This is a genomic window from uncultured Tepidimonas sp. (genome assembly GCF_938045175.1).
In the GTDB taxonomy this organism is placed as follows: domain Bacteria; phylum Pseudomonadota; class Gammaproteobacteria; order Burkholderiales; family Burkholderiaceae_C; genus Tepidimonas.
This window is the reverse complement of the sequence record NZ_CALIND010000191.1, coordinates 1-22,463: the sequence shown is the minus strand read 5'-3', so window position 1 is coordinate 22,463 and position 22,463 is coordinate 1. Positions and strand designations below refer to the sequence as shown.

20 protein-coding genes, 2 tRNA genes and 1 other RNA gene are annotated in these 22,463 nt (G+C 67.3%); 9 read left to right on the top strand and 14 right to left on the bottom strand.

The genetic code is table 11. The annotated features are described in order from the left end of the window. Window position 1 precedes the first annotated feature (1 nt). Window positions 2-451, bottom strand: a complete 450-nt coding sequence (locus Q0716_RS10075; RefSeq protein WP_299022822.1) for a type II toxin-antitoxin system RatA family toxin — start codon at window positions 449-451, stop codon at window positions 2-4. Between the two features lie 33 nt (window positions 452-484). Here Q0716_RS10075 and smpB point away from each other — a divergent pair, with 33 nt between their 5' ends. Beyond that, window positions 485-967, top strand: a complete 483-nt coding sequence (gene smpB / locus Q0716_RS10070; RefSeq protein WP_299022820.1) for an SsrA-binding protein SmpB — start codon at window positions 485-487, stop codon at window positions 965-967. Between the two features lie 13 nt (window positions 968-980). Here smpB and Q0716_RS10065 read toward each other — a convergent pair whose 3' ends face one another. From Q0716_RS10065 to rimP, 8 genes are read right to left on the bottom strand one after another with little or no spacing between them, the layout of a single operon-like run. Then, window positions 981-2,114, bottom strand: coding sequence for an enoyl-CoA hydratase/isomerase family protein (locus Q0716_RS10065; protein ID WP_299022817.1), 1,134 nt, complete (start codon window positions 2,112-2,114; stop codon window positions 981-983). After that, window positions 2,111-2,989, bottom strand: coding sequence for a DMT family transporter (locus Q0716_RS10060; protein WP_299022813.1), 879 nt, complete (start codon window positions 2,987-2,989; stop codon window positions 2,111-2,113). The genes Q0716_RS10065 and Q0716_RS10060 overlap by 4 nt, the downstream gene beginning before the upstream one ends. Further along, window positions 2,986-4,815, bottom strand: coding sequence for a translational GTPase TypA (gene typA, locus Q0716_RS10055; protein ID WP_299022810.1), 1,830 nt, complete (start codon window positions 4,813-4,815; stop codon window positions 2,986-2,988). The genes Q0716_RS10060 and typA overlap by 4 nt, the downstream gene beginning before the upstream one ends. After that, window positions 4,812-5,774 (bottom strand): tRNA pseudouridine(55) synthase TruB, encoded by a 963-nt coding sequence (truB, locus tag Q0716_RS10050; protein WP_299022808.1) that lies wholly within the window; start codon window positions 5,772-5,774, stop codon window positions 4,812-4,814. The genes typA and truB overlap by 4 nt, the downstream gene beginning before the upstream one ends. Next, a complete protein-coding gene (gene rbfA / locus Q0716_RS10045) occupies window positions 5,771-6,145 on the bottom strand; it encodes a 30S ribosome-binding factor RbfA (RefSeq protein ID WP_299022804.1) in 375 nt (124 codons plus the stop codon). Before rbfA ends, truB begins: the two co-directional genes overlap by 4 nt. A gap of 9 nt (window positions 6,146-6,154) precedes the next feature. After that, on the bottom strand, window positions 6,155-9,037 hold the full coding sequence (gene infB, locus Q0716_RS10040) for a translation initiation factor IF-2 (RefSeq protein ID WP_299022801.1): 2,883 nt from the start codon (window positions 9,035-9,037) through the stop codon (window positions 6,155-6,157). Between the two features lie 28 nt (window positions 9,038-9,065). Beyond that, entirely contained in the window at window positions 9,066-10,565 is a 1,500-nt protein-coding gene (nusA, locus tag Q0716_RS10035; RefSeq protein WP_299022799.1) for a transcription termination factor NusA, read from the bottom strand. A 36-nt stretch (window positions 10,566-10,601) separates the two neighbouring features. Further along, window positions 10,602-11,195: a ribosome maturation factor RimP gene (gene rimP / locus Q0716_RS10030; protein WP_299022797.1), complete on the bottom strand. Its 594-nt coding sequence runs from the start codon at window positions 11,193-11,195 to the stop codon at window positions 10,602-10,604. Between the two features lie 233 nt (window positions 11,196-11,428). Here rimP and Q0716_RS10025 point away from each other — a divergent pair. The 5 genes from Q0716_RS10025 to Q0716_RS10005 all read left to right on the top strand — a co-directional run bounded on the left by Q0716_RS10025 (window position 11,429) and on the right by Q0716_RS10005 (window position 15,538). After that, window positions 11,429-11,505 (top strand) — tRNA-Pro (locus Q0716_RS10025). Between the two features lie 17 nt (window positions 11,506-11,522). After that, window positions 11,523-11,599: transfer RNA gene (locus tag Q0716_RS10020), tRNA-Arg, on the top strand. Window positions 11,600-11,622: 23 nt separating this feature from the next. Then, window positions 11,623-12,444, top strand: a complete 822-nt coding sequence (map, locus tag Q0716_RS10015; protein WP_299022794.1) for a type I methionyl aminopeptidase — start codon at window positions 11,623-11,625, stop codon at window positions 12,442-12,444. 36 nt (window positions 12,445-12,480) lie between these two features. Continuing rightward, a complete protein-coding gene (locus Q0716_RS10010) occupies window positions 12,481-15,159 on the top strand; it encodes a [protein-PII] uridylyltransferase (protein WP_299022792.1) in 2,679 nt (892 codons plus the stop codon). A gap of 28 nt (window positions 15,160-15,187) precedes the next feature. Then, on the top strand, window positions 15,188-15,538 hold the full coding sequence (locus Q0716_RS10005) for a hypothetical protein (protein ID WP_299022789.1): 351 nt from the start codon (window positions 15,188-15,190) through the stop codon (window positions 15,536-15,538). Here the strand turns inward: Q0716_RS10005 and ligA are convergent. The 5 genes from ligA to dnaX form a co-directional block, all read right to left on the bottom strand. Then, window positions 15,525-17,591 carry an NAD-dependent DNA ligase LigA gene (ligA, locus tag Q0716_RS10000; protein WP_299022833.1) on the bottom strand — a complete coding sequence of 689 codons (2,067 nt, stop codon included), beginning with the start codon at window positions 17,589-17,591 and terminating at the stop codon, window positions 15,525-15,527. The genes Q0716_RS10005 and ligA overlap by 14 nt on opposite strands. A 133-nt stretch (window positions 17,592-17,724) precedes the next feature. Further along, on the bottom strand, window positions 17,725-18,825 hold the full coding sequence (locus tag Q0716_RS09995; RefSeq protein WP_299022786.1) for a hypothetical protein: 1,101 nt from the start codon (window positions 18,823-18,825) through the stop codon (window positions 17,725-17,727). Between the two features lie 35 nt (window positions 18,826-18,860). Further along, entirely contained in the window at window positions 18,861-19,460 is a 600-nt protein-coding gene (gene recR, locus Q0716_RS09990) for a recombination mediator RecR (RefSeq protein WP_299022784.1), read from the bottom strand. A 19-nt stretch (window positions 19,461-19,479) separates the two neighbouring features. After that, complete coding sequence (locus Q0716_RS09985; protein ID WP_299022782.1) at window positions 19,480-19,812, bottom strand: YbaB/EbfC family nucleoid-associated protein; 333 nt, start codon at window positions 19,810-19,812, stop codon at window positions 19,480-19,482. 35 nt (window positions 19,813-19,847) lie between these two features. Further along, window positions 19,848-21,485 (bottom strand): DNA polymerase III subunit gamma/tau, encoded by a 1,638-nt coding sequence (gene dnaX / locus Q0716_RS09980; RefSeq protein ID WP_299022780.1) that lies wholly within the window; start codon window positions 21,483-21,485, stop codon window positions 19,848-19,850. A gap of 34 nt (window positions 21,486-21,519) precedes the next feature. Here dnaX and ffs point away from each other — a divergent pair. The 3 genes from ffs to Q0716_RS09965 all read left to right on the top strand — a co-directional run. Beyond that, an RNA gene (gene ffs / locus Q0716_RS09975) (signal recognition particle sRNA small type) lies at window positions 21,520-21,616 on the top strand. 43 nt (window positions 21,617-21,659) lie between these two features. Continuing rightward, window positions 21,660-21,992 (top strand): thioredoxin TrxA, encoded by a 333-nt coding sequence (gene trxA / locus Q0716_RS09970; RefSeq protein WP_299022777.1) that lies wholly within the window; start codon window positions 21,660-21,662, stop codon window positions 21,990-21,992. Window positions 21,993-22,236: 244 nt separating this feature from the next. After that, window positions 22,237-22,463, top strand: a 227-nt coding sequence (locus tag Q0716_RS09965) for a Rho termination factor N-terminal domain-containing protein (RefSeq protein WP_299022775.1), incomplete at its 3' end; no start/stop codon positions are given.

The following is a 22,463-nucleotide window of genomic DNA, read 5'->3' as shown; positions in this document are numbered from 1 at the left end:
CTCAGGCCCCGTAGATCTGGTCCGCGCGCTTGACGAACGCGTCGACTAAGGTGTTGGCGATGCGATCGAATACCGGCCCCACGAGGGCGGCGAGCACGCTGCTGGAAAAGCCGTAGCGCAGCGTGAACTCGATGCGGCAGGCGCGCTGGGTGCCGTCGCCCACGGGCTGGAACTCCCATACCCCCTCCAGCTCGGAAAAGGGCCCCTCCACCAAGCGCAGGTGAATGCGGCGGTCGGCCTCGTGCACGTTGCGCGTGGTGAAGCGCTTGTGCACGCCGCCAAAGTGCATCCCGATCGACGCGACCATGCCGTCCGGCGTGCGCTCGAGCACTTGGCCGGCATCGCACCAAGGCAAAAATTCGGGATAGCGCTCCACGTCACTGACCAGCTCGAACATTTCGTGCGGGCTGTGCCAGACGAGCACGGACTTGCGTACGGTTTTCGGTTTCATACAATCGTCGGCCCTGTCTGGATTGTAGTTTCTATGCCGAGCAAGCCGTCCCACGCCCACACTGCCAGCCGCATCGCCGAAAACAAAAAGGCGTTCTTCAACTACCACATCGAGGAGCGCTACGAGGCCGGCATCGTGCTGCAGGGCTGGGAGGTCAAAGCCATCCGCGAAGGCAAGGTGCAAATCACCGAGGGCTACGTGGTCGTGCGCGACGGCGAGCTGTTTCTGATCGGCTGCCTCATCCACCCCTTACGCAGCACCTCCACTCACATCCGCGCCGACAGCGACCGCACGCGCAAACTGCTGATGCACAAAGCCGAAATCCGGCGCTTGATCGGCAAGGTAGAGCAAAAAGGCTACACCCTGGTGCCGCTGAACCTGCACTGGAAGGGCAACAAGGTCAAGTGCGAGATCGCGCTCGCGCGCGGCAAGGCGCAGCACGACAAGCGCGACACGATCAAGGAACGCGAGGGCAAACGCGAGGTCGAGCGGGCGATGAAGCACCGGCTGCGCTAAAGCCCGCCGCGCTTCACGCCAAGGCCCGCAGCGGATGCGCATGCGCGGGCCAGGGGCTGTCGAAAAACGGCGCCACCATCTCGGGCGTGACGTCTTCGATGCAGCCGGGGTTCCAGCGCGGCTGATGGTCCTTGTCGACGGCCAGCGCGCGAATGCCTTCGACCGTCTCGCTCTGCGCGGGCGTGCGCCCCAGGTGCAGCGGATGGAAGCAATGCCGTACCAAGTCGCGCTCCAGGCGCAGGTCATCGGCCAACGACAGGTGGCGCGCGCGGCGAATCTGCGCCAGCACCACGTGCAGCATCAACGGGCTGCGCTGGCGCAGCAGGGTTTTGGTCTGGCGGGCCGCCTCGGTGTCGGCGGCCTGCAGGCGCTGCACAATGGCCGCCACCGTCGGCTCGCCAAAGGCCGACTCCACCTCGGTGGGCAGGGGCGCTACCGTGCGCTGCGCGGGTGCTGGCTGCCAGTCGGCACGCGCCATCCACTCCTGCCATGCCGCGAGCCACGCTGGCGGCGTGGCCGCGTCGAGGGTGGCGAGCGCCTCCCAGGCGCGCGGCAGATCGTCGGCGGGCGCGGCCACATCGGCCAAGCCCCAAGCCAGCGCTTGCGGTGCGCCGATCACGGCACCGGTCAGGCCCAGGTACTCGCCCACGTGCCCGGGGCAGCGACTCAGAAAAAACCCGCCGCCCACGTCTGGAAACAGACCAATATTCGTCTCCGGCATCGCCATTTTGGTGCGCTCGGTGACGATGCGGCATGCCGCCCCCTGGCTGATCCCCATGCCGCCGCCCATGACCACGCCATCCATGAATGCGACATAGGGTTTGGGATAGGTGAAGATGAGGTGGTTGAGCGTGTATTCCTCGGTGAAGAAATACTCCAGCCGCGCGTCGCCCGCCAGCGCCGCCTGGTGGAAGAACCGAATGTCCCCACCCGCACAAAAAGCGCTGAAAGGCCCGTCCCGCCCCATGCCGCGGATGGCCACGGCGCGCACCTCGGGGTCATCGCGCCATTGCAGCAAGGTCGCCGTCAACGCCCGCACCATGCCCAGATCGAGCGCGTTGAGCGCGCGCGGGCGGTTCAGCGTGATGCGCCCCACCCCATTGGCCGTGCGCTCCGCTTGGATGAAATCGCTCCAACTCGCCGTCATGAAAAGGTCTCCTTCCGGTAGGTCCAGCCCAGATGGGCGAACAAGGCCCCCAGCACCAGCGCGCCGCCTTGCCACACGGCGGGCGACGGCACTTCGCCCGCGCCGATCCACGCCAGCAAGATGCCAAACAGCACCTCCAGCAACGCCAGCAATGACACCTCGGCCGGCTTGAGCACGCGCGCACACACCACGGCCAGCACGCAAGGCAGCGCCAATTGAAACAGCCCCAGCCCGGCCAGCCAGGCCACATCGTGCGCACTGGCCTGCCAGGGCCACGCGAGCGGCAGGGTGACGGCGGCCGACAGCAACGCCCCCAGCAGCACCGCCGGCACCAGATCGACCCCCTGCCCCTCGCGCTGGCTGCGCTGCACCAGGTTCCAGTTGAACGCGCCCCCCAACGGTGCGCCGAGCGCCACCAAGCTGCCCAGCCAACCGCCGTTGCCGAGCTGTTGGGCGAACATCCAGGCAATACCCGCGCCCGCCACCGCAATCGCAGCCCAGGTGTGCGGCGGTAGCCGCTGACCAAAGAACAGCCGCGACACCAGCGCCGTCAGCAGTGGCCCGGCGGCGAGGGTAATGAGCACGTTGGCCACACTGGTCAGCGCCAGCGCGACCATGAACGCGGTAAACATCACCGCCCAGCACAAGCTCGACAACCACAGCGCGGCGCCGCTGCCGATCAGACGGCGCCAGACGTCTGCGCCTTGCCACACAGGCAGGATCACCGCCAGCGACAGCGCGGTAAATGCACTGCGCCAGAACGTGATCTCGAACGCCTGCGCCTGCTCGAGCTGACGCGTGACGACACCCGCCGTGCTCCAGAGCAACGCGACCGCCACCATCAACACGACGGCCTGGCCGTGACGCAGCGTCATGCCGCGTCCCGGCTGGCGCGCTTGCGCTCGTGCTCCTTCAGGTAGCGCTTGCGCAGGCGGATGCTCTTGGGCGTGATCTCGACCAGCTCGTCGTCTTCGATGAACTCGACCGCGTACTCCAGCGTCAGCTCGATGGGCGGCGTGAGCTTGATGGCGTCGTCCTTGCCGCTGGCGCGGAAATTGGTCAGCTGCTTGGTGCGCACCGGGTTGACCACCAAGTCGTTGTCGCGGCTGTGGATGCCCACGATCATGCCCTCGTAGACCGGATCGCCCGGGCGCACGAACATACGCCCACGGTCGTCGAGCTTGCCCAGCGCGTACGCCACGATCTCGCCATCGTCCTGGCTGATGAGCACGCCGTTCTTGCGGCTGGCAATCTCACCCTTGTACGGCTCATACCCGTCGAAGATATTGGACATCAGGCCCGTGCCGCGCGTGAGGTTGAGAAACTCGGTCTGAAACCCGATCAGGCCGCGCGCCGGAATGCGGTACTCCAGCCGCACGCGCCCGCGCCCGTCCGGCTCCATATTGACCAGCTCCCCGCGGCGCTCGCCCAGCGCCTGCATCACCGCCCCTTGGTGTGGCTCCTCGATATCCACCGTGAGCAGCTCGATCGGCTCGTGGCGCACGCCATCGATGTCCTGGAACACCACGCGCGGCTTGGACACCGCCAGCTCGTAGCCCTCGCGGCGCATGTTTTCCAGCAGAATGGTCAGGTGCAGCTCGCCGCGGCCCGACACTTCGAACACCCCGTCTTCGCTGGTCTCGCGCACGCGCAGGGCCACGTTGCTCTGCAGCTCGCGCTGCAGGCGGTCCCAGATCTGGCGGCTGGTGACGTATTTGCCTTCGCGGCCCGCCAGCGGCGACGTGTTGACGCAGAAGTTCATCGTCAGCGTCGGCTCATCGACCTTGAGCATGGGCAACGGACGCGGATCGAGCGGGTCGCACACCGTCACGCCAATGCCGATGTCCTCGATGCCGTTGATGAGCACGATGTCGCCCGGGCCGGCACTGTCGGCCAGCACGCGCTCCAGGCCCTGGAAGGTTTGCACCTGGTTGATGCGCCCCTTGCGGCGCGGTCCGTCGGGGCCTTCGCACACCAGCACCTCCATGCCAGGGCGGATGGTGCCTGCGTTGATGCGCCCTACCCCGATGCGCCCCACGTACGACGAATAATCCAGCGACGAAATCTGCAGCTGCAGCGGCGCATTCGGGTCGCCCTGGTGCACGGGTACGTGCTGCACGATGGTCTCGAACAGCGGGGCCATGTCGGTCCCCCACGCTTGCCCGGGCTCACCCTCGGTACGCGACGCCCAGCCGTTGAGGCCCGAGGCGTACACCACCGGAAAATCCAACTGCTCGTCGGTGGCCCCCAGCTTGTCGAACAGATCGAACGCGGCGTTGATGACGTAGTCCGGGCGCGCGCCGGGTTTATCCACCTTGTTGACGACGACGATCGGCTTGAGCCCGAGCGCCAGCGCTTTTTTGGTGACGAAGCGCGTCTGCGGCATCGGCCCCTCCTGCGCATCGATGAGCAGCAGCACGCCATCGACCATCGACAGCGCGCGCTCCACCTCGCCGCCAAAATCGGCGTGGCCGGGCGTGTCAACGATGTTGATGTGCGTGTCCTTCCAACGCACGGCGCAGTTTTTGGCCAAGATGGTGATGCCGCGCTCGCGCTCGAGGTCGTTGCTGTCCATCACGCGCTCACCGATCTGTTGGTTGTCGCGGAAGGTGCCGCTTTGGCGCAGCAGTTGGTCGACGAGCGTGGTTTTGCCGTGGTCGACGTGGGCGATGATGGCGATGTTGCGAATGGGTCGGCTCATGATGGGGAAACTTGGGTCAGCCATTGGGCAATTTCGATGGGGGTCAGCAGCCGGTCGGGGATGAGCTCACCCCCTTGGCAATGGGCGATGCCCAGCAAAGCACGGGGGCGTTCCCCGAAGACGGCGACATGCGCCGCGTCGGGCCATGGGCCACGACGGCGCAGGCCCGACAAAAACCGCGCGGCTTCCCGCTCGTTCAACACGATCTCGGGCCAGCCGTGCAACAGCACCTCGGGCGGCCGCACGGCGCACCGCCGCTCGTCCGGTGGCAGGGCTTGCAGCGCATCGACCGTGATGGCGTCGGACAGACTCAGTCCGCCCGTAGCGGTACGCCGCAGCGCGATCAGATGCGCGCCGCACCCCAGCGCCTGGCCGATATCCTCGGCCAGTGTGCGCACATAGGTACCCTTGCTGCAGCGCACGCGCAGCGTCAGGGCCGACGGGTCGTCGGGCACGGGGGCGAGTGTCAGCGCGTGGATGGTCACGCGCCGCGCAGGGCGCTCGACCTCGACACCGGCACGGGCATATTCATACAGGGCACGCCCGTCTTTTTTGAGTGCGCTGTGCATCGGCGGGATTTGTTCGATCTCGCCCGTGAAGCGCCGCGCCACCCGGTCCAGATGTTCGGCCGTGAGCAGCGCGGGATCCACCGGCGCGCGCGCCACCACCTCGCCTTCGGCGTCGCCGGTGCGGGTGCGCACGCCCAGACGCAGCACCGCCTCGTAGCCCTTGTCGGCGTCCAGGTGCACCTGGGCCAGCTTGGTGGCGGCTCCCAGGCAGATGGGCAGCAGGCCCGTGGCCAGCGGATCGAGCGTGCCGGTATGGCCCGCTTTTTCGGCTGCCAGCAGCCACTTGACTTTGGCCACCGCCGCTTGGGCGCTGAGCCCCAGCGGCTTGTCCAACAGCAGCACCCCATGCACGGGGCGCCGCGGCACCCGTGCACGGGGCTCGGCGGTCATGCGGGGTCCTCGTCCTTGCCGCGCGATGCCACCGCCTTGGCGATCAGGGCGTTGAGGTCGGCGGCGCGCTCGATGCTGCGGTCGTACACGAAATGCAAGGTCGGCACGGTGTGGATGTGCAGACGCTTGAAGAGCGCGTTGCGCAGAAAACCCGCGCCCTGGTTGAGCGCCTCTTCGGTCTCTGCCGGATCGCCCACCAAGACGCTGAAATACACCTTGGCGTGCGCATAGTCGGGCGTCACCTCCACCGACTGGATAGTGACCATGCCGATGCGCGGGTCCTTGAGCTCGCGGGCAATCAGCTCGCTCAAGTCGCGCTGGATTTGGTCGGCCACTTGGTGGCTGCGGTGTGGACCTTTGCGGGGGGGCATGTGGGCTCCTTACAGCGTGCGCGCCACTTCCTTGATCTCGAAGAACTCCAGCACGTCACCTTCCTTGATGTCGTTGTAGTTCTTGAGCTTGATGCCGCACTCGAAGCCTTCCTTGACCTCGCGCACGTCGTCCTTGAAGCGCTTGAGCGACTCCAGTTCGCCCGTGTAGACGACGACGTTGTCGCGGATGAGCCGGAAATGAGCCGAGCGCGTGACGTAGCCCTGGGTGACCATGCAACCGGCGACCGTGCCGATTTTGGACGCCACGAACACCGTGCGCACCTCGGCCATGCCGATGACCTCTTCGCGCTTTTCGGGCGACAGCAGCCCGGCCATGGCCGCCTTGATCTCGTCGACCGCGTCGTAGATGATGTTGTAGTAGCGGATCTCGACGTCGGCCGACTCGGCCAACTTGCGCGCATTCGCATCGGCGCGCACGTTGAAGCCGATGATGATGGCCTTGGAGGCGATCGCCAGGTTGACGTCGGACTCGCTGATCCCGCCCACGCCCGCGTAGACCAACTGCACACGCACCTCGTCGGTGGAGAGCTTGAGCAGCGCCGTCGACAGCGCTTCTTGCGAGCCCTGCACGTCGGCCTTGATGATGATGGGCAGGGTCTTGACCTCGCCCGCGGTCATGTCGGCAAACATGTTCTCCAGCTTGGCCGCTTGCTGCTTGGCCAGCTTGGTGCTGCGGTACTTACCCGCGCGGTAGGTGGCGATTTCGCGCGCGCGCCGCTCGTCGGCCATGACCATGAAGTCGTCGCCCGCCAGCGGAACCTCCGCCAACCCCTGGATTTCGACCGGGATCGACGGGCCCGCTTCCTTGACCTGGCGACCGTTTTCGTCGAGCATGGCGCGCACCCGGCCGTACGTCTGGCCCGCCAGCACCACGTCGCCCACGCGCAGCGTGCCGGATTGCACCAACGCCGTGGCCACCGGGCCGCGGCCTTTGTCCAGGCGGGCTTCGATGACCAACCCCTTGGCCTTGGCGTCCACCGGGGCCTTGAGCTCGAGCACCTCGGCCTGCAGCAGCACGTTTTCCAGCAGCTCGTCGATGCCCTGCCCGGTCTTGGACGACACCCCAATGAAGGGGGAGTCACCGCCGTATTCCTCGGGCACGACTTCTTCGGCCACCAGCTCTTGCTTGACCTTCTCGGGGTTGGCGTCGGGCTTGTCGATCTTCGTCAACGCCACCACGATCGGCACCCCTGCCGCCTTGGCGTGCTTGATCGCCTCGCGCGTTTGCGGCATGACGCCATCGTCGGCGGCCACCACCAGGATCACGATGTCCGTGGCCTGGGCGCCGCGCGCGCGCATGGCGGTAAACGCCTCGTGGCCCGGCGTGTCCAGGAAGGTGATGACACCGCGCGGCGTCTCCACGTGATAGGCGCCGATGTGCTGCGTGATGCCGCCGGCTTCGCCCGCAGCGACCTTGGAGCGGCGGATATAGTCCAGCAGCGACGTCTTGCCGTGGTCCACGTGACCCATGACCGTGACCACCGGCGGGCGCGGCTTGGGCTCGCCTTGGTACAGCACGGCCTCCTCTTCCGAAAACGCCTCCGGGTCGTCCAGCGAGGCGGCGATGGCCTTGTGCCCCAGCTCCTCGACCACGATCATGGCCGTATCCTGGTCCAGCGACTGGTTGATGGTCACCATCTGGCCCAGTTTCATGAGCTGCTTGATGACCTCGGACGCTTTGAGTGCCATCTTGTGTGCCAGCTCGGCCACTGTGATGGTCTCGGGCACGTGGACCTCGATGACACGCTGCTCGGCCGTCGCGGGCGACGACGGGCCGCGCCCATCGCGCTCGTCGCGCCCACCGCGGCCGGGTTTGCCCTTGGGGCCGGCACGCCAGTTGCTGCCGCCACGAGCCGGGCCACTGTCACCCCGGGTCTTGAGCTCTTTCTTCTTCGCCGCATCGTCCTTCCAAGACGACGACAAGGCTTCGGATTTGACCTCTTTCTTGGCCGAAGGCGCAGCCGGTGCCGGCGCCGGACGCGCGGGCGTGCCGGCCGGTTTGTGCAGCGTGCCCTTGAGGCCGGGTTTGGCCTCGGCCGCGGGTTTGGGCTCCTCCGGTTTTTTGGCCACCAGCACCTTGCGCGGCTGGGCCATCATGGCGCGAATCGCCTCCGCCTCGGCCAGCGCCTTGCGGCGGCGCTCTTCCAGCTCGCGCGCGCGCGCCTCCTCGGCGGCACGTTCGGCTTCACGCCGGGCCTGCTCGGCCTGCTGCGCGGCTTGGCGCTCGGCAGCCTCTTGCGCCGCCGCGTCGCTCAAGGACGGGTTGGGCGCCTTCTCGGCCGCCGCTGGCGCCACATCGGCGGTGGCGGTGGCTTCGTTGCGAGCGCGCGCGAGCGCCGCCTCGCGCTCGGCACGGGCGCGCGCCTCGGCGGCCTCCCGCGCCAGGCGCGCTTCTTCGGCAGCGCGGGCCTCGGCCTCCTCACGCTCGCGACGTTGGCGGGCCAGCGCCTCCTCTTCCTGGCGCAGGCGCTCGGCCTGCAGGCGCGCCTCTTCCTCGCGGCGCGCCAGCTCCGTCGCCTGCGCCGCTTCCTCCGCCTCCGACACCTCCGGTGCCCGCGTCTCGGTCTCGTCGTCACGCTTGACGAAGGTGCGCTTCTTGCGCACCTCGACCTGGATCGTGCGCGCCTTGCCCGACGCGTCGGCCTGCTTGATCTCAGTGGTCGAACGCTTGGTCAGGGTGATCTTGCGTCGCTCCTGACCCTGGGTGCCGTGGGCCGCCTTGAGGTAGGCCAGCAGGCGCTGTTTGTCCGCTTCGGTCACGGAATCGCTGCCCGCACGCTTGTCCACGCCAGCGGCAGCGAACTGCTCCAGCAGCAGCGAGACGGGTTTGTTCAGTTCGGCAGCGAATTCGGCGACGGTGTTACTCGACATAGGGGGTCCTTCTCCTCGGCTGGGCCGTTCACGAACGCGCGGACGACGCATCACCAGCGAACCAGTGCTCGCGCGCCTTCATGATCAGGGCCGTCGCTTCTTCGCGGCTTTGCCCCGTGATTTCGATCAATTCGTCGACCGCCAAATCGGCCAGGTCGTCGAGTGTGTGCACACCGGCTTCGGCCAGTTTGGCGATCAGGTCGGTGCTCATGCCTTCCAGGTCGCGCAGGTCCTGCGAGACCTCCTCGACGCTTTCTTCTTTGGCGATCTCCATCGTCAGCAGCGCGTCCTTGGCGCGTGCGCGCAACTCGTTGACGGTGTCCTCGTCGAAGGCTTCGATCTCCAGCATTTCCTGCAGCGGCACGTAGGCCACTTCCTCGAGGCTGGTGAAGCCTTCTTCGATCAGGATGTCGGCGATTTCCTCGTCCACGTCGAGCTTGTTCATGAACAGCTCGCGCAGCGCTTGGCGCTCCTGCGCCTGCTTCTGGGCCGACTCTTCGGCCGTCATGATGTTGATTTTCCAGCCGGTCAGCTCGGACGCCAGGCGCACGTTTTGCCCGCCGCGGCCGATGGCGATGGCCAGGTTTTCTTCGTCGACCACCACGTCCATCGCGTGCCGTTCTTCGTCGACCACGATCGACTGCACGTTGGCCGGCGCCAGCGCGCCGATGACGAATTGGGCAGGATCGTCGCTCCACAGCACGATGTCCACGCGTTCGCCGGAGAGCTCGTTGGTGACCGCATTGACGCGCGAGCCGCGCACGCCCACGCACGTGCCGATCGGGTCGATGCGTCGGTCGTGCGAGAGCACGGCAATCTTGGCGCGGCTGCCCGGGTCACGCGCGCAGGCCTTGATCTCCAGCAGCCCCTGCTCGATCTCAGGCACTTCTTGGCGAAACAGCTCGATCATGAACTCCGGCGACGCACGCGACAGCAGGATGGGCGCGCCGCGCAGCGTGGGATCCACCTCCATGATGAGGGCACGCACCCGGTCGCCCGTACGGAAGTTCTCCTTCGGGATCATCTCGCTGCGCTTCAAGCGGCCTTCAACCCGGCCGCTTTCGACGATGACGTCGCCCTTGTCGAGCCGCTTGACGGTACCAACGAAGATCCGGTCGCCACGCGACAGGAAGTCGTTGAGCAGCATCTCTCGCTCGGCATCGCTGATCTTTTGCAGAATGACCTGCTTGGCGGCCATGGCGCCAATGCGGCCAATGGGCACGCTCTCGATCGGCTTTTCGATGTAGTCGCCCACCTGAATGCCCGGATGGTCTTCCACCGCGTCGGAGTACAGCTCCTCAGCGTCCGGGTTTTGCAGGCCGGCCTCGTCGGGCACCACTTTCCAGCGCCGGAACGTTTCATACGCCCCGGTGTCCGGATCGATCGACACCCGCACGTCCACCTCGCCGCCGAGCAGCTTCTTGGTCGCCGACGCAAGGGCCGACTCCACCGCTGCCAACACGACGCGCGGCTCCACATTCTTCTCGCGCGAGATGGCATCGATCAACATCAACATTTCGCGGTTCATTGTTCTGGCCTGCCTTTCACTGCCTGCGTATTCGTTTCAAGCGGGATCATGGGCGCCGCGCGGGCGGCGCCCTTTGAAATCCACGATGGGCGCCAGGCGCGCCTCGCGCACCTCGTCGAGCGTAAAACCCAGCACCTGAACGGTGGCCAGGTCCGCCACGCGCCGCTGTGGCTTGCCGGTCGGCTTGGCGCGCGCAGACGGCGTCGCCTCGTCGATCAGCTCGAGCTGCCAGGTACCCGGCTGGCTGCCACGGCGCAAGGTGCCACGGAACTTCTTGCGCGTCGGCGCCACCGCACCGGCAGCCGCCGCCCCGATCGGTGTGCGCAGCGACAGATCGACGACTTCGCCCACGAAGCGCTCGTAATCCCGCTCATGGCGCAGCGGGCGGTCGATACCGGGCGAGCCGACCTCCAGGCGCCGGTAATCGACGCCCTCCACCTCCAGCACGTACTGGAGCTGGCGCGTGACGCGTTCGCAATCGTCCACGGTCACGAAGCGCTCTTGCGGCTGCGCCGCATCCCACGGCCAGTCGATGGTCACGCGCAGCAGCCCGCCGGCGGACCGCTCCAGATCCACCAACTCGTACCCCAGTCCAACGACCGTCTGCTCGACCACCTGCTGCCAGCTCATGCGATTCGTATCTGCCCTTTCTGGGAAAGCGCGCTGATCACGCTCCCACGCTTGCCACCCATCGTGATTGGACGTTCGACCAAAAAAAATGGGCCGGTATGCACCCGCCCATTCGGTCGTGACCCAGCTATTCTAACACCCCATGCTCCGAAATGCATCATCCCCGGCTTGGGGCCCGTTCGCCCCGGCGCCGCCGCGGTGCGCCCAAGCCGCTACAATGCGGGCTTCGACGTCGGAGCGTAGCGCAGTCTGGTAGCGCATCTGCTTTGGGAGCAGAGGGTCGAAGGTTCGAATCCTTTCGCTCCGACCAATGCATTCACACCCCTGCCGTCCGTAGCTCAGCGGGATAGAGCAACGGCCTTCTAAGCCGTGGGTCGGGGGTTCGAGCCCCTCCGGACGGGCCAGCGCAACAGCTCTATTTCACGACATGACCGTCACCATCAAAGATGCCGCCGGCATCGAAGGCATGCGACTCGCCGGACGGCTGGCCGCGGAGGTGCTCGACTATTTGACCCCGTACGTTCGCCCCGGCGTCACCACCAACGAGCTCGATCGACTGGCACACGACTACATCGTCAACGTGCAGCAGGCCGTGCCCGCGCCGCTCAACTACGCCCCCAACGGCTACCAGCCATACCCCAAGAGCATTTGCACGTCGGTCAACCACGTGGTCTGTCACGGCATCCCCAACGACAAGCCGCTCAAAAAAGGCGACATCGTCAACATCGACGTGACCGTCATCAAGAACGGCTGGCACGGCGACACGAGTCGCATGTTCCTCGTCGGCGAGGTTGCGCCCCACGCAAGGCGGTTGTGCCAGGTCACGTATGAAGCGATGTGGAAGGGCATCCAAATGGTGCGCCCGGGCGTGCGGTTGGGTGACATCGGCCACGCGATCCAGACTTATGCCGAAAGCGCTGGCTATAGCGTGGTGCGCGAATTCTGCGGCCACGGCATCGGCCGCCGCTTTCACGAAGACCCCCAGGTGCTGCATTACGGCCGTCCCGGCACTGGCATGGAGCTGCAGCCGGGTATGACTTTCACCATCGAGCCGATGATCAACCAGGGCCGCCGCGACATCCGCGAAATGGGCGATGGCTGGACCATCGTCACGCGCGACCGGTCGCTGTCGGCGCAGTGGGAGCACACCGTGCTGTGCACGGAGAACGGCTACGAGGTGCTCACCCAATCGGCTGGCACCCCTGCCCCGCCGGCGTTCGTCACGGCCGCACAGTCCGCCCCGGCCTGAGCGTGGGCTGGCCCCGGTCTTGCTTGTCACTGGGCCATGACCGACACCGTTGCACCCCTGCCTGAGGCGCCGTTGGCGGCGCTGCGCCAGCACTACCGCACGCAAAAGGCGGCCATTCTGCAGGCCATCGAGTCGCTGGACGTGCGCTCACGCGGGGTGCGCAGCCTGCTGCGGCGCCTCAGCCGCCTGACTGACGACACCTTGCGCCGTTTGTGGACCGGCGCCGGCCTACCCCACGCGCTGACGCTGGTGGCGGTCGGGGGATATGGACGCGGCGAGTTGTTTCCGTACTCCGACGTGGACGTGCTCGTGCTGTTGCCCGACCACACCAGCACCGACGCCCCGCCCCCCTGGCAGAGCGCGGTCGAGCGCTTCATCGGACAGTGCTGGGACGTGGGCTTGGAGATCGGTTCCAGCGTGCGCACGGTGGCCGACTGCCTGCGCGAGGCATCCAACGACATTTCGGTGCAGACCGCGCTGCTGGAGAGCCGCTGGCTGGCTGGCGATCGGCGCCAGTTCGAAGCCCTCGGACGCGCGTTGGGTGAACAGATCGATGCGCTGACATTCTGCCGTGCCAAGCAGTTCGAGATGCAACAGCGCCACCAGCGCTACGAAAACACCCCGTATGCCCTAGAGCCCAATTGCAAGGAGTCGCCCGGTGGGTTGCGCGATCTGCAGGTCATTCTGTGGGTGGCCAAAGCGGCGGGGCTGGGCAGCACGTGGGACGAGCTGGCGCGGCGCGGCCTGGCCACCGCACGCGAGGCGCGCCAGCTCAAGGCCAACGAGGCACTCTTGAGCCTGATCCGCGCCCGCTTGCACGTGTTGGCGCGTCGACGCGAGGATCGGCTGGTCTTTGATTTGCAGACCGCGCTGGCGCAGGCCTTTGGTATCGAGGCGCAGGTGGGTGCTGAGGGGGGGCGCGAGCAGTCGGCACGCCGCGCGCGTCGCGCCAGTGAGCGCTTCATGCGCCGCTACTACTGGGCCGCCAAGGCAGTCACCCAGCTCAATCAGATTTTGCTGCTCAACATTCAGGAGCGGCTCGAGCGCGATGAGCACGGTGTCGGCCCCCTGCGCCCCATCAACGAGCGCTTTCTGGACCGGGGTGGCATGCTGGAGGTGGCCAGCGACGACCTCTACTGGCACCAACCGCACGCCATTTTGGAAACCTTTTTGCTTTACCAGCAGACCCCCGGCATCAAGGGGCTATCGGCGCGTACGCTGCGCGCGCTCTATAACGCCCGCCCCATCATGAACGCGGCATTTCGGCGCGATCCGGTCAATCGCCAGACCTTTCTGCGCATCCTGCAGCAGCCCCAGGGCATCACCCATGCCTTTCGGCTCATGAACCAGACCTCCGTCCTGGGGCGCTACCTGTGGCCGTTTCGCAACGCGGTCGGGCAGATGCAGCACGACCTGTTCCACGTCTACACGGTCGACCAGCACATCCTGATGGTGCTGCGCAACATGCGGCGCTTCTTCATGCCAGAGCATGCCCACGAATACCCGTTTTGCTCGCAGCTCGCCGCCGGCTGGGACAAGCCGTGGATCCTGTACGTGGCCGCGCTGTTTCACGACATCGGCAAGGGCCGCGGCGGCGACCACTCGGTCATCGGCGCGCGCGACGTGATGGTGTTTGCCCGCCAGCACGGGATCGCGCGCGAGGACGCCGAGCTGATTCGCTTTTTGGTCGCGCAGCACCTGACCATGAGCCACGTGGCACAACGGGAGGACACCAGCGATCCCGAGGTGATTCGCGCCTTCGCCCGCCTGGTTGGGGACGAGCGGCGACTGACCGGGCTGTATCTGCTGACCGTGGCCGACATCCGCGGCACCAGCCCCAAGGTGTGGAACGGCTGGAAGGCCAAGTTGCTGGAAGACCTGTACCGCGTCACGCTGCGGGTGCTGGGCGGCGGTGCCCCCGACCCCCATGCCGAGGTGGAGGCGCGCAAGCGTGAAGCCTTGGCCGCGCTCGCCCTGCATGCCCTGCCCCATCAGGCGCACCTGGCCCTGTGGTCGCGGCTGGACGTGGGCTACTTCATGCGGCACAGTGCCGACGAAATCGCTTGGCACACCCGCCACCTGTCGCGCGCACTGGCGCAGACCAGTAGCACCTTCCCGCCAACCATCGTGCGCGCGCGCCTCTCACCGGCGGGCGAAGGGCTGCAGGTGCTGGTGTACTGCGCCGACCAGCCCGAGCTGTTCGCGCGCATCTGTGGCTATTTCGACCAAGCGGGCTTCTCGATTCTGGACGCCAAGATCCACACCACTGCCGACGGCTGTGCGCTCGACACCTTCCAGGTCGCCACCGAAACCTTGTCCGAACACTACCGCGAGTTGGTCGCACTGGTGGAAAGCGGCTTGCCGCGCGCGCTCGATCCCGCGGCCCCATTGCCGACGCCAGGGCGCGGCCGCGTCTCGCGGCGGGTGCGCAGTTTTCCGGTCGTGCCCCGGGTGCAGTTACAGCCCGACGAACGCGGGCAGCGCTGGCTGCTGAGCGTGTCCGCCAGCGACCGCAAGGGTCTGCTCTACCGCATCGCAGGGGTGTTCATGCGGCACCGGGTTCAGGTGCAGCTGGCCAAGGTCACGACACTGGGCGAGCGGGTCGAGGACACCTTCGTCATCACGGGGCCGACGCTGCATGTCGCGCGCGAGCAAGCCCAGCTCACCCAGGACTTGATGGCGGTACTGGACGACGCAGCGGGTTCCGCCGTATAGTGCACGGACAACAGCTCAAGGAGGCACCATGCGACACGACACCCTCTCGGCAGCGCGGGCGGTATGCGGGGTGCTAGGGCTTGCTCTGGCGGCGGCTACCGGCGTACGGGCCGACGTGCCCACCATTTTTCGGGACGCCGACCTCGCGCAGGGCGAGAAGCTGATCCAGCAGCACCGTTGCGCCCAATGCCATGCGGAAAAGGTTGGCGGCGACGGCAGCGCGATCTACCGGCCGCTGGGGCGCATCAACACCCCGGGCCTGCTACGCGGTATGGTCGAGCAGTGCAACAGCATGCTCAACCTGCAGCTGTGGCCCGAGGAAGTGACGGCGGTGGCCGCCGTCCTCAACCGCGACCACTACCGGTTCAAGCAGGACTGATGCCAGCTCCAGGTGCGGGCGTCGACTTGGGCGCCTCGCCCAACAGCGCGAGCAACCCCGCCTCGTCGAGCACGGGCACGCCCAGTTCTCGGGCACGCTCGAGCTTGCTGCCCGCGGCCTCACCGGCGACCACCCAGTCGGTCTTGCGGCTGACCGATCCCACCACCTTCCCCCCCGCGGCTTCGATGCGGGCCTTGGCTTCGTCGCGTGTGAGCGTGGGCAGCGTGCCGGTCAGCACGAACGTCTTGCCCGCCAGCGGCAGCGGTGTGGCGGCCGGTGTGCCCTCGTGCTCGGGCCAGTGGACGCCGCAGGCGCGCAACTGCTCGACCACTTCGCGGTTGTGCGGCTGCGCAAAAAAGGTGTGGATGCTGCGCGCCACCACGGGCCCGACGTCGGGCACCGCCTGCAGCTCGTCTACCGACGCATCCATGATCGCGTCGAGCCGACCGAAGTGGCGCGCCAGGTCGCGCGCCGTGCTCTCGCCCACGTGCCGAATGCCCAGCGCGAACAGAAAACGCGCCAGCGTCGTGGACTTGGACGCTTCGATCGCCGCGAGCAGGTTGGCGGCGGACTTCTCGCCCATGCGATCGAGCGCTGCCAGCGCGTTCAAGCCCAGCCGGTACAGATCGGCCACGTTGCGCACCAGGTTCGCATCCACCAGTTGATCGACCAGTTTTTCGCCCAGGCCCTCGATGTCCATGGCGCGCCGCTGCGCAAAATGCAGGATGGCCTGTTTGCGCTGGGCGGGACAGAACAGCCCGCCGCTGCAGCGGTGATCCACTTCGCCCGGCTCACGCACCACGGCGCTGCCGCAGACGGGGCAGGCAGTGGGCATCTCGAACGGCGCGCCCCGCGGCTCCGGCAACGGGGGCGCCACCGCCACCACCTCGGGGATGACGTCGCCGGCGCGTCGCACGATCACGGTGTCGCCCACGCGCACGTCTTTGCGTCGCACCTCGTCGGCATTGTGCAACGTGGCGTTGGTGACGGTGACGCCGCCGACGAACACCGGCTCGAGCTTGGCCACCGGCGTGAGCTTGCCCGTGCGCCCGACCTGCACGTCGATGGCCAACACGCGCGTGAGTTGTTCCTGGGCCGGGTATTTGTGCGCGATCGCCCAGCGCGGCTCGCGGGTAACGAAGCCCAGCCGTTGTTGCCAGTCGAGCCGATCGACCTTGTAGACCACGCCGTCGATGTCGAACGGCAAGGCATCACGCTGGCCCCCGATGTCACGGTAGTAGTCGGCCAGCGCTTGACCGCCCGCACAGCGGCGCGCCAAGTCGGATACCGGAAATCCCCAGTCCCGCAACGCGCACAAGACGTCCCAGTGGCGGCGAAAGTCGGGGCCGCCGTGCGTCGGCGGACTCACCTCTCCCAGGCCATAGGCAAAAAAACTCAAGGGGCGTGATGCCGTCACGGTGGGATCGAGCTGGCGCACTGCGCCCGCGGCCGCGTTGCGGGGATTGACGAAGGTCTTTTCGCCGCGCTCACGCTGACGGGCATTGAGGGCCTCGAACGCATCGCGGCGCATGTAGACCTCGCCTCGCACCTCCAGGCGGGGCACTGGCACTCCCGCCCCCCGCAGCCGCAAGGGTATCTGCCCGATGGTGCGGATGTTTTGTGTCACGTCCTCGCCGGTCTCACCGTCACCGCGCGTGGCGGCCCGCACCAGCACGCCGTGCTCGTACAGCAGCCCAATGGCCAGGCCGTCGAACTTGGGTTCGGCCACGTACTCGACCGGTGGGTCGTCAGGCCCCAATCCGAGGTCTTTGCGGATGCGCGCATCGAATGCCAGCGCAGCGGCCGGGTCGGTATCGGTTTCGGTGCGGATGCTGAGCATCGGCACTGCGTGCCGCACGGTGGTAAACCCCTCCAGCGGTGGCGCGCCGACGCGCTGGGTGGGCGAGTCGGGTGTCACCCAATCCGGGTGGCGGGCCTCGATCGCCTGCAGTTCGGCCAACAGGCGGTCGTACTCGGCGTCCGGAATTTCGGGGTCGTCCAGCACGTAGTAGCGCCACGCGTGGTGGTGCAGCAGGCGGCGCAGCGCCTGCACACGCTGCCATTCGGGGTCATCCGAAGGGTGGGTCGCGCCCTCGGCGCTCGCGGAAGTGAACAGATCGGATGGCACAGGAGCAGTGAAAAGCGGGATGGCGGACACGGACCCGATTATCGGCGCCCAAAGCGGCTCAGGTCGGCAGCAATCGGGTCGTGTACAGGCGCGTGGGGTCGAGTGAATCGTAATCCATGCCCTGGGGTTGCGCGTACAGCACCCGCAGTACCTGCTGCACGGCCTGTGGCTCCAGCGTACCGTCGGGTGAAAACGCCCCCCGCGTGTGCATCAAAATGGACAAAAAAAGGCTCGGATCACCCGCAAAGCCGCCCAGGTCGGCGTGGCGCGCCAGATCCGACGGCCCCGCGGTCTGCAGCCAGCGCAACGCACGCCGCACCGCACGGGCGACGGACTGCAGCTCGGCGCCGTGGCGGCGCACCTGCGGCTCGGGTGCGCTCAGGCAGGCGCACAAGACCGGGCCACCGAGCAAGCGCTGACTGTCCGACGGGTGGCGGGTGTCGGCCACCAGACGGATGGCGCCCTGGCGTTGCAGCTGGGTCAGCATCGGGTCGCCCACGCAGACGGCGTCGATGGTGCCCGATGCCAGCAGCGTTTGTGTATGCGCCACGTCGCCCAGCGTCGGATACTGCACCTGCCCCGGCGCGACCCCCTGTCCCTGCAGCACCAGGGCGGCGATCGCAGGTGCCATCCGGTCACCCGCCAGCACGCCAACCCGCACGGGCGCCGCGGCGAGCCCTTGACCCTGCGCGGGTGCCGGATGGCGCCAACCAAACCCAAGCTGTGGCGTACGGACCAGCGCCAGAAATGCCTGCTCGGGCTGCCCATGCAGCTGTTGGCGCAACACGAAGTCGAAGGCACCGGCGTGAACCCGGACCGCGTCGGGGTCGAGTGCAGCCGCTGAGGCCGAGCCGTGCGGCGCCAGCGCAACGGCCACCCCCTCGGCGGCGAAGTAACCAAGCCGCTCGGCCAGCCGCACCGGCAGGGCCGCCAGTGGTGTGTGCAGCGCCCACTGCACCGACACCGGGGCTGCTGCCCCGGCCCGCACACGTGGCGGCAGCGTCGTGGTGACGACCGCCCCCCCCAGCACACGCAAACAACCCCGCCTGTCCATGTCGCCGCCCCGGCTGATGCCGCCCGCTCGCGCGGGCGACGATGTCCGTACAGGATAAGACGCGGCATCGGGGCCGCGCATCGGGATCTGCCCCGACAGGGTCATCCCGGAGCGGGTATTCCCGCACCCGCCGGGAGGCGTCAGCGCCGGTCTGCCAGCGCGTGCGCGATCGTACCGAGGTCGACATACTCCAGTTCGCTGCCCACGGGTACGCCGCGGGCCAGCCGGGTCACTTTCAGGCCCAGAGCGCGCGCCAGTTGTCCCACCACGTGGGCGGTGGCCTCTCCCTCGGCGGTAAAGCTGGTGGCCAGAATCACCTCTTGCACCGGTGGCGTACTCTGCAAGCGCTCCAGCAGCGGCCGCACGCCGATGTGGTCAGGACCAATGCCGTCGAGCGGGCTGAGCCGCCCCATCAGGACGAAATAGCGCCCGCGGTAGGCGCCGGTGCGCTCGAGCGCCGCCTGGTCGGCCGGCGTTTCGACGACGCACAACAGCCCCGCATCGCGTGTGGGGTCGGCGCAGGTCGGGCAAATCGCCTCTTCCGAAAACGTGTGGCACAGCGCGCAGTGCTGGACGCCTTCGGCCGCAGCCTGCAGCGCGTGCGCGAGCTGCAGCGCGCCGTCGCGGTCGTGCTGCAACAAGTGGTATGCCATGCGCGAGGCCGAGCGCACGCCCACGCCCGGCAGCCGCTGCAGGGCTGCGATGAGCTGCTCGAGCCGCCGCGACGCGGACTTGCCCATGGGCAGCGGTCGCGTCCGCTCAGAACGGGAACTTCATGCCACCGGGCAAACCGGGCATGCCAGCGGTCACCTGGGCCATGCGTTCTTGGGTCGTCTCCTCGACCTTGCGCACCGCCGCATTGAACGCGGCGGCCACCAGGTCTTCGAGCATTTCCTTGTCATCGCTCAACAGGCTGGGGTCGATGGTGACGCGCTTGACGTCGTGCTTGCCGGTCATCACGACCTTGACCAGTCCTGCGCCAGATTCGCCGGTGACCTCCATCGTCGCCAGTTCTTCCTGGGCGCGCTTGAGGTTTTCCTGCATGGCCTGGGCCTGCTTCATCAGGCCGGCGAGCTGTCCTTTGTTGAACATGGGTCAGTGCTTTCTCTCGAAGGGGGTCGATGGGTTCAGACGGCGGGGTCGCCGTCGACGGGCTGGATGCTACCAGGGACGATGGTCGCCCCCCAGTCGCGCATCAAAGACTGCACGAGCGGATCGCCCTGAATGGCGGCCTCGGCCGCTTGCTGGCGTGCCTGGCGCGCAGCGGCACGCCGCTGCGCGGGCGAGTCGGGCGCGGGGCCCACCTCCACCGCCAGTTGCCATCCCTCGGGCAGCCCCAGGTATTGGGCCAGCGCCACACGCAGGCGCTCGCGCGGCGTGTCTTGTGCCAGTGTGCCCTGGGGCACGCGCAAGCGCCAAGCGTGCGCCTGCCGATCCACCAACTCGGACTGCAGTGCCAGTTCCCGGGCCAGCGCCTGCACGTGCCCGCCCGCCTCCAGCGCGAGCACGATGCGTTCCCACTCGTCCCCCAGCGGCGGCGAGTCGGCAGGGTGGCTGGCCAACGCTTGCACGGCCGCGGCGGCCGGCTCAAGGGCGGGGGGCGGCGCTGGCGGCGTTTTTTTTTCCGCCGGTGCCTCGGACGCCACGGGAGCGACCACCAACGGCGGCGGCTCACCCATGAACGCCAACGCACGCAGTAGCACCATGGTCAGCGCGGCGTACTCGTCTGGCGCCAACCCCAACTCCGCACGCCCATGCAGGCACAGGCTGTAGAGCAGTTGCGTGACATCGGCCGGCAAGGCAGCCGCCAGTGCCGGCAGGCGTGCGTCGTCGGCGTCGTCGACGGCGGCCTCCCCCGTCCACTGCAGCACCGCCAAGCGTTGCAGGATGGCCGTCATCTCCTCCAGCGTCGCCGCGGGGGGCAGCCCCTGTACACGCAGGTCGTCGACGGCGGCCACCAGCGCGCGTGCATCGCGCGCTGAGAGCGCGTGCAACAGGCCGAGGACGTAACCATGATCCACCGCCCCCAACATCTGGCGCACGTCCGCCTCGGCCAGACGCCCGGCACCGAAGGCGATGGCTTGATCGGTCAGGCTCAGCGCGTCGCGCATCGAGCCTCGCGCCGCGCGCGCGAGCAGCCGCACCGCGCCCGGCTCCGCCGCGATCGCCTCGCGCGCGAGCACCTGCTGCAAATGCTGGGCCACCGTCTCCGGCGCCATCGGCCGCAGGTTGAACTGCAAGCAGCGGCTCAACACCGTCACCGGCACTTTTTGCGGGTCGGTGGTGGCGAGCACGAACTTCAGATACTCCGGCGGCTCCTCCAGCGTCTTCAACATGGCGTTGAAGGCGGTGTTGGTGAGCATGTGCACTTCGTCGATCATGAAGACCTTGAAGCGCCCCTGCACCGGTTTGTAGACGGCCTGCTCCAGCAGGGCCTGCACTTCGTCGACGCCGCGGTTGGATGCCGCGTCGAGCTCGGTGTAATCGACGAAGCGGCCCGCGTCGATCTCGCGGCAGGCATCGCAGACGCCACACGGCGTGTCGGTGATGTCACCCCTTCCGTCCGGCCCCGTGCAGTTGAGCGACTTGGCCAAGATGCGCGAGACCGTCGTCTTGCCCACGCCACGCGTGCCCGTGAACAGGTACGCATGGTGCAGCCGCCGTGCGCGCAGCGCGTTGCCCAGCGCCTGCACCACGTGTTCCTGCCCCACCATTTCGGCAAAGGTTTTGGGGCGATATTTGCGGGCCAGCACCAAATACGACATGCGGGCATTCTAGCCGTCGCATACAATGGTGGGTGACGGGCCTTCCCGCATGGTGAAGCGGCCAACCGGGTCAGGTGGGGAACCAAGCAGCCCTAACCGCGTAGCCAGTGCCGGGGTCAAGGCTCGTCACCTCTCACATTCGACACGAACACGACGACCCGAGGCCCATCCACCATGGCGAGCGACCTGATCAAACACGTGACCGATGCCACTTTCGACGCCGACGTCCTGAAGTCGACGACGCCGGTATTGGTGGATTTCTGGGCCGAATGGTGCGGCCCCTGTCGCATGATCGCGCCCATCCTGGACGAGATCGCGGCCGCTTACGCTGGCAAACTGCAAGTGGCCAAGGTCAACGTGGATGAAAATCGCACGGTACCCGCGCAGTATGGTATTCGCGGCATTCCCACGTTGATGCTGTTCAAGGACGGCCAACTCGCCGCCACCAAGGTGGGCGCGCTGAGCAAACAGCAGCTCACCGCCTTCATCGAGCCGTACCTGGCCTGATAGCGCCGCACAGCCAACCGCGGGCGCCTCTGTGCGGCTGCCCGGGGTGTTTGGTGTCATAATCCGTGTCAAAGGCAGCGCCCCACGTGCTGCCGGCCCCGGTTGGTAGCCAACCAGCCGTGCGGGCACCGATTGCGCCGGTATGGTTCCGGCCGTTGTTGGTTTTCCCCAATGTCGTCTTGGCGCGTGCGCATCCACTGCCACGCAGCCACCAAGCACACTCCCTTGTCTGGAGTCGATTTCCATGCACTTGAATGAACTGAAGGCCCTGCACGTCTCGGAGCTGCTCAAGATGGCCGAGGCGCTCGAGATCGAGAATACCGGCCGCATGCGCAAGCAGGAGCTGATGTTTGCGATCATCAAAAAACGCGCCAAAGCGGGCGAACAGGTGTTTGCCGATGGGGTGCTGGAAGTGCTGCCGGATGGCTTTGGCTTCCTGCGCGACCCGAGCGCCAGCTACACCGCCAGCAC

Excerpts from the sequence above, each read along its gene's own strand:
- truB (WP_299022808.1), bottom strand. The coding sequence starts at position 5,774 with ATGACCGCCGAGCCCCGTGCACGGGTGCCGCGGCGCCCCGTGCATGGG.
- Q0716_RS10005 (WP_299022789.1), top strand. The coding sequence starts at position 15,188 with ATGCGACACGACACCCTCTCGGCAGCGCGGGCGGTATGCGGGGTGCTA.
- nusA (WP_299022799.1), bottom strand. The coding sequence starts at position 10,565 with ATGAACCGCGAAATGTTGATGTTGATCGATGCCATCTCGCGCGAGAAG.
- Q0716_RS10075 (WP_299022822.1), bottom strand. The coding sequence starts at position 451 with ATGAAACCGAAAACCGTACGCAAGTCCGTGCTCGTCTGGCACAGCCCG.
- Q0716_RS09985 (WP_299022782.1), bottom strand. The coding sequence starts at position 19,812 with ATGTTCAACAAAGGACAGCTCGCCGGCCTGATGAAGCAGGCCCAGGCC.
- infB (WP_299022801.1), bottom strand. The coding sequence starts at position 9,037 with ATGTCGAGTAACACCGTCGCCGAATTCGCTGCCGAACTGAACAAACCC.
- recR (WP_299022784.1), bottom strand. The coding sequence starts at position 19,460 with ATGGGCAAGTCCGCGTCGCGGCGGCTCGAGCAGCTCATCGCAGCCCTG.
- map (WP_299022794.1), top strand. The coding sequence starts at position 11,623 with ATGACCGTCACCATCAAAGATGCCGCCGGCATCGAAGGCATGCGACTC.
- rbfA (WP_299022804.1), bottom strand. The coding sequence starts at position 6,145 with ATGCCCCCCCGCAAAGGTCCACACCGCAGCCACCAAGTGGCCGACCAA.
- rimP (WP_299022797.1), bottom strand. The coding sequence starts at position 11,195 with ATGAGCTGGCAGCAGGTGGTCGAGCAGACGGTCGTTGGACTGGGGTAC.
- typA (WP_299022810.1), bottom strand. The coding sequence starts at position 4,815 with ATGAGCCGACCCATTCGCAACATCGCCATCATCGCCCACGTCGACCAC.
- Q0716_RS10065 (WP_299022817.1), bottom strand. The coding sequence starts at position 2,114 with ATGACGGCGAGTTGGAGCGATTTCATCCAAGCGGAGCGCACGGCCAAT.
- Q0716_RS10060 (WP_299022813.1), bottom strand. The coding sequence starts at position 2,989 with ATGACGCTGCGTCACGGCCAGGCCGTCGTGTTGATGGTGGCGGTCGCG.
- Q0716_RS09995 (WP_299022786.1), bottom strand. The coding sequence starts at position 18,825 with ATGACCCTGTCGGGGCAGATCCCGATGCGCGGCCCCGATGCCGCGTCT.
- smpB (WP_299022820.1), top strand. The coding sequence starts at position 485 with ATGCCGAGCAAGCCGTCCCACGCCCACACTGCCAGCCGCATCGCCGAA.
- trxA (WP_299022777.1), top strand. The coding sequence starts at position 21,660 with ATGGCGAGCGACCTGATCAAACACGTGACCGATGCCACTTTCGACGCC.
- Q0716_RS10010 (WP_299022792.1), top strand. The coding sequence starts at position 12,481 with ATGACCGACACCGTTGCACCCCTGCCTGAGGCGCCGTTGGCGGCGCTG.
- dnaX (WP_299022780.1), bottom strand. The coding sequence starts at position 21,485 with ATGTCGTATTTGGTGCTGGCCCGCAAATATCGCCCCAAAACCTTTGCC.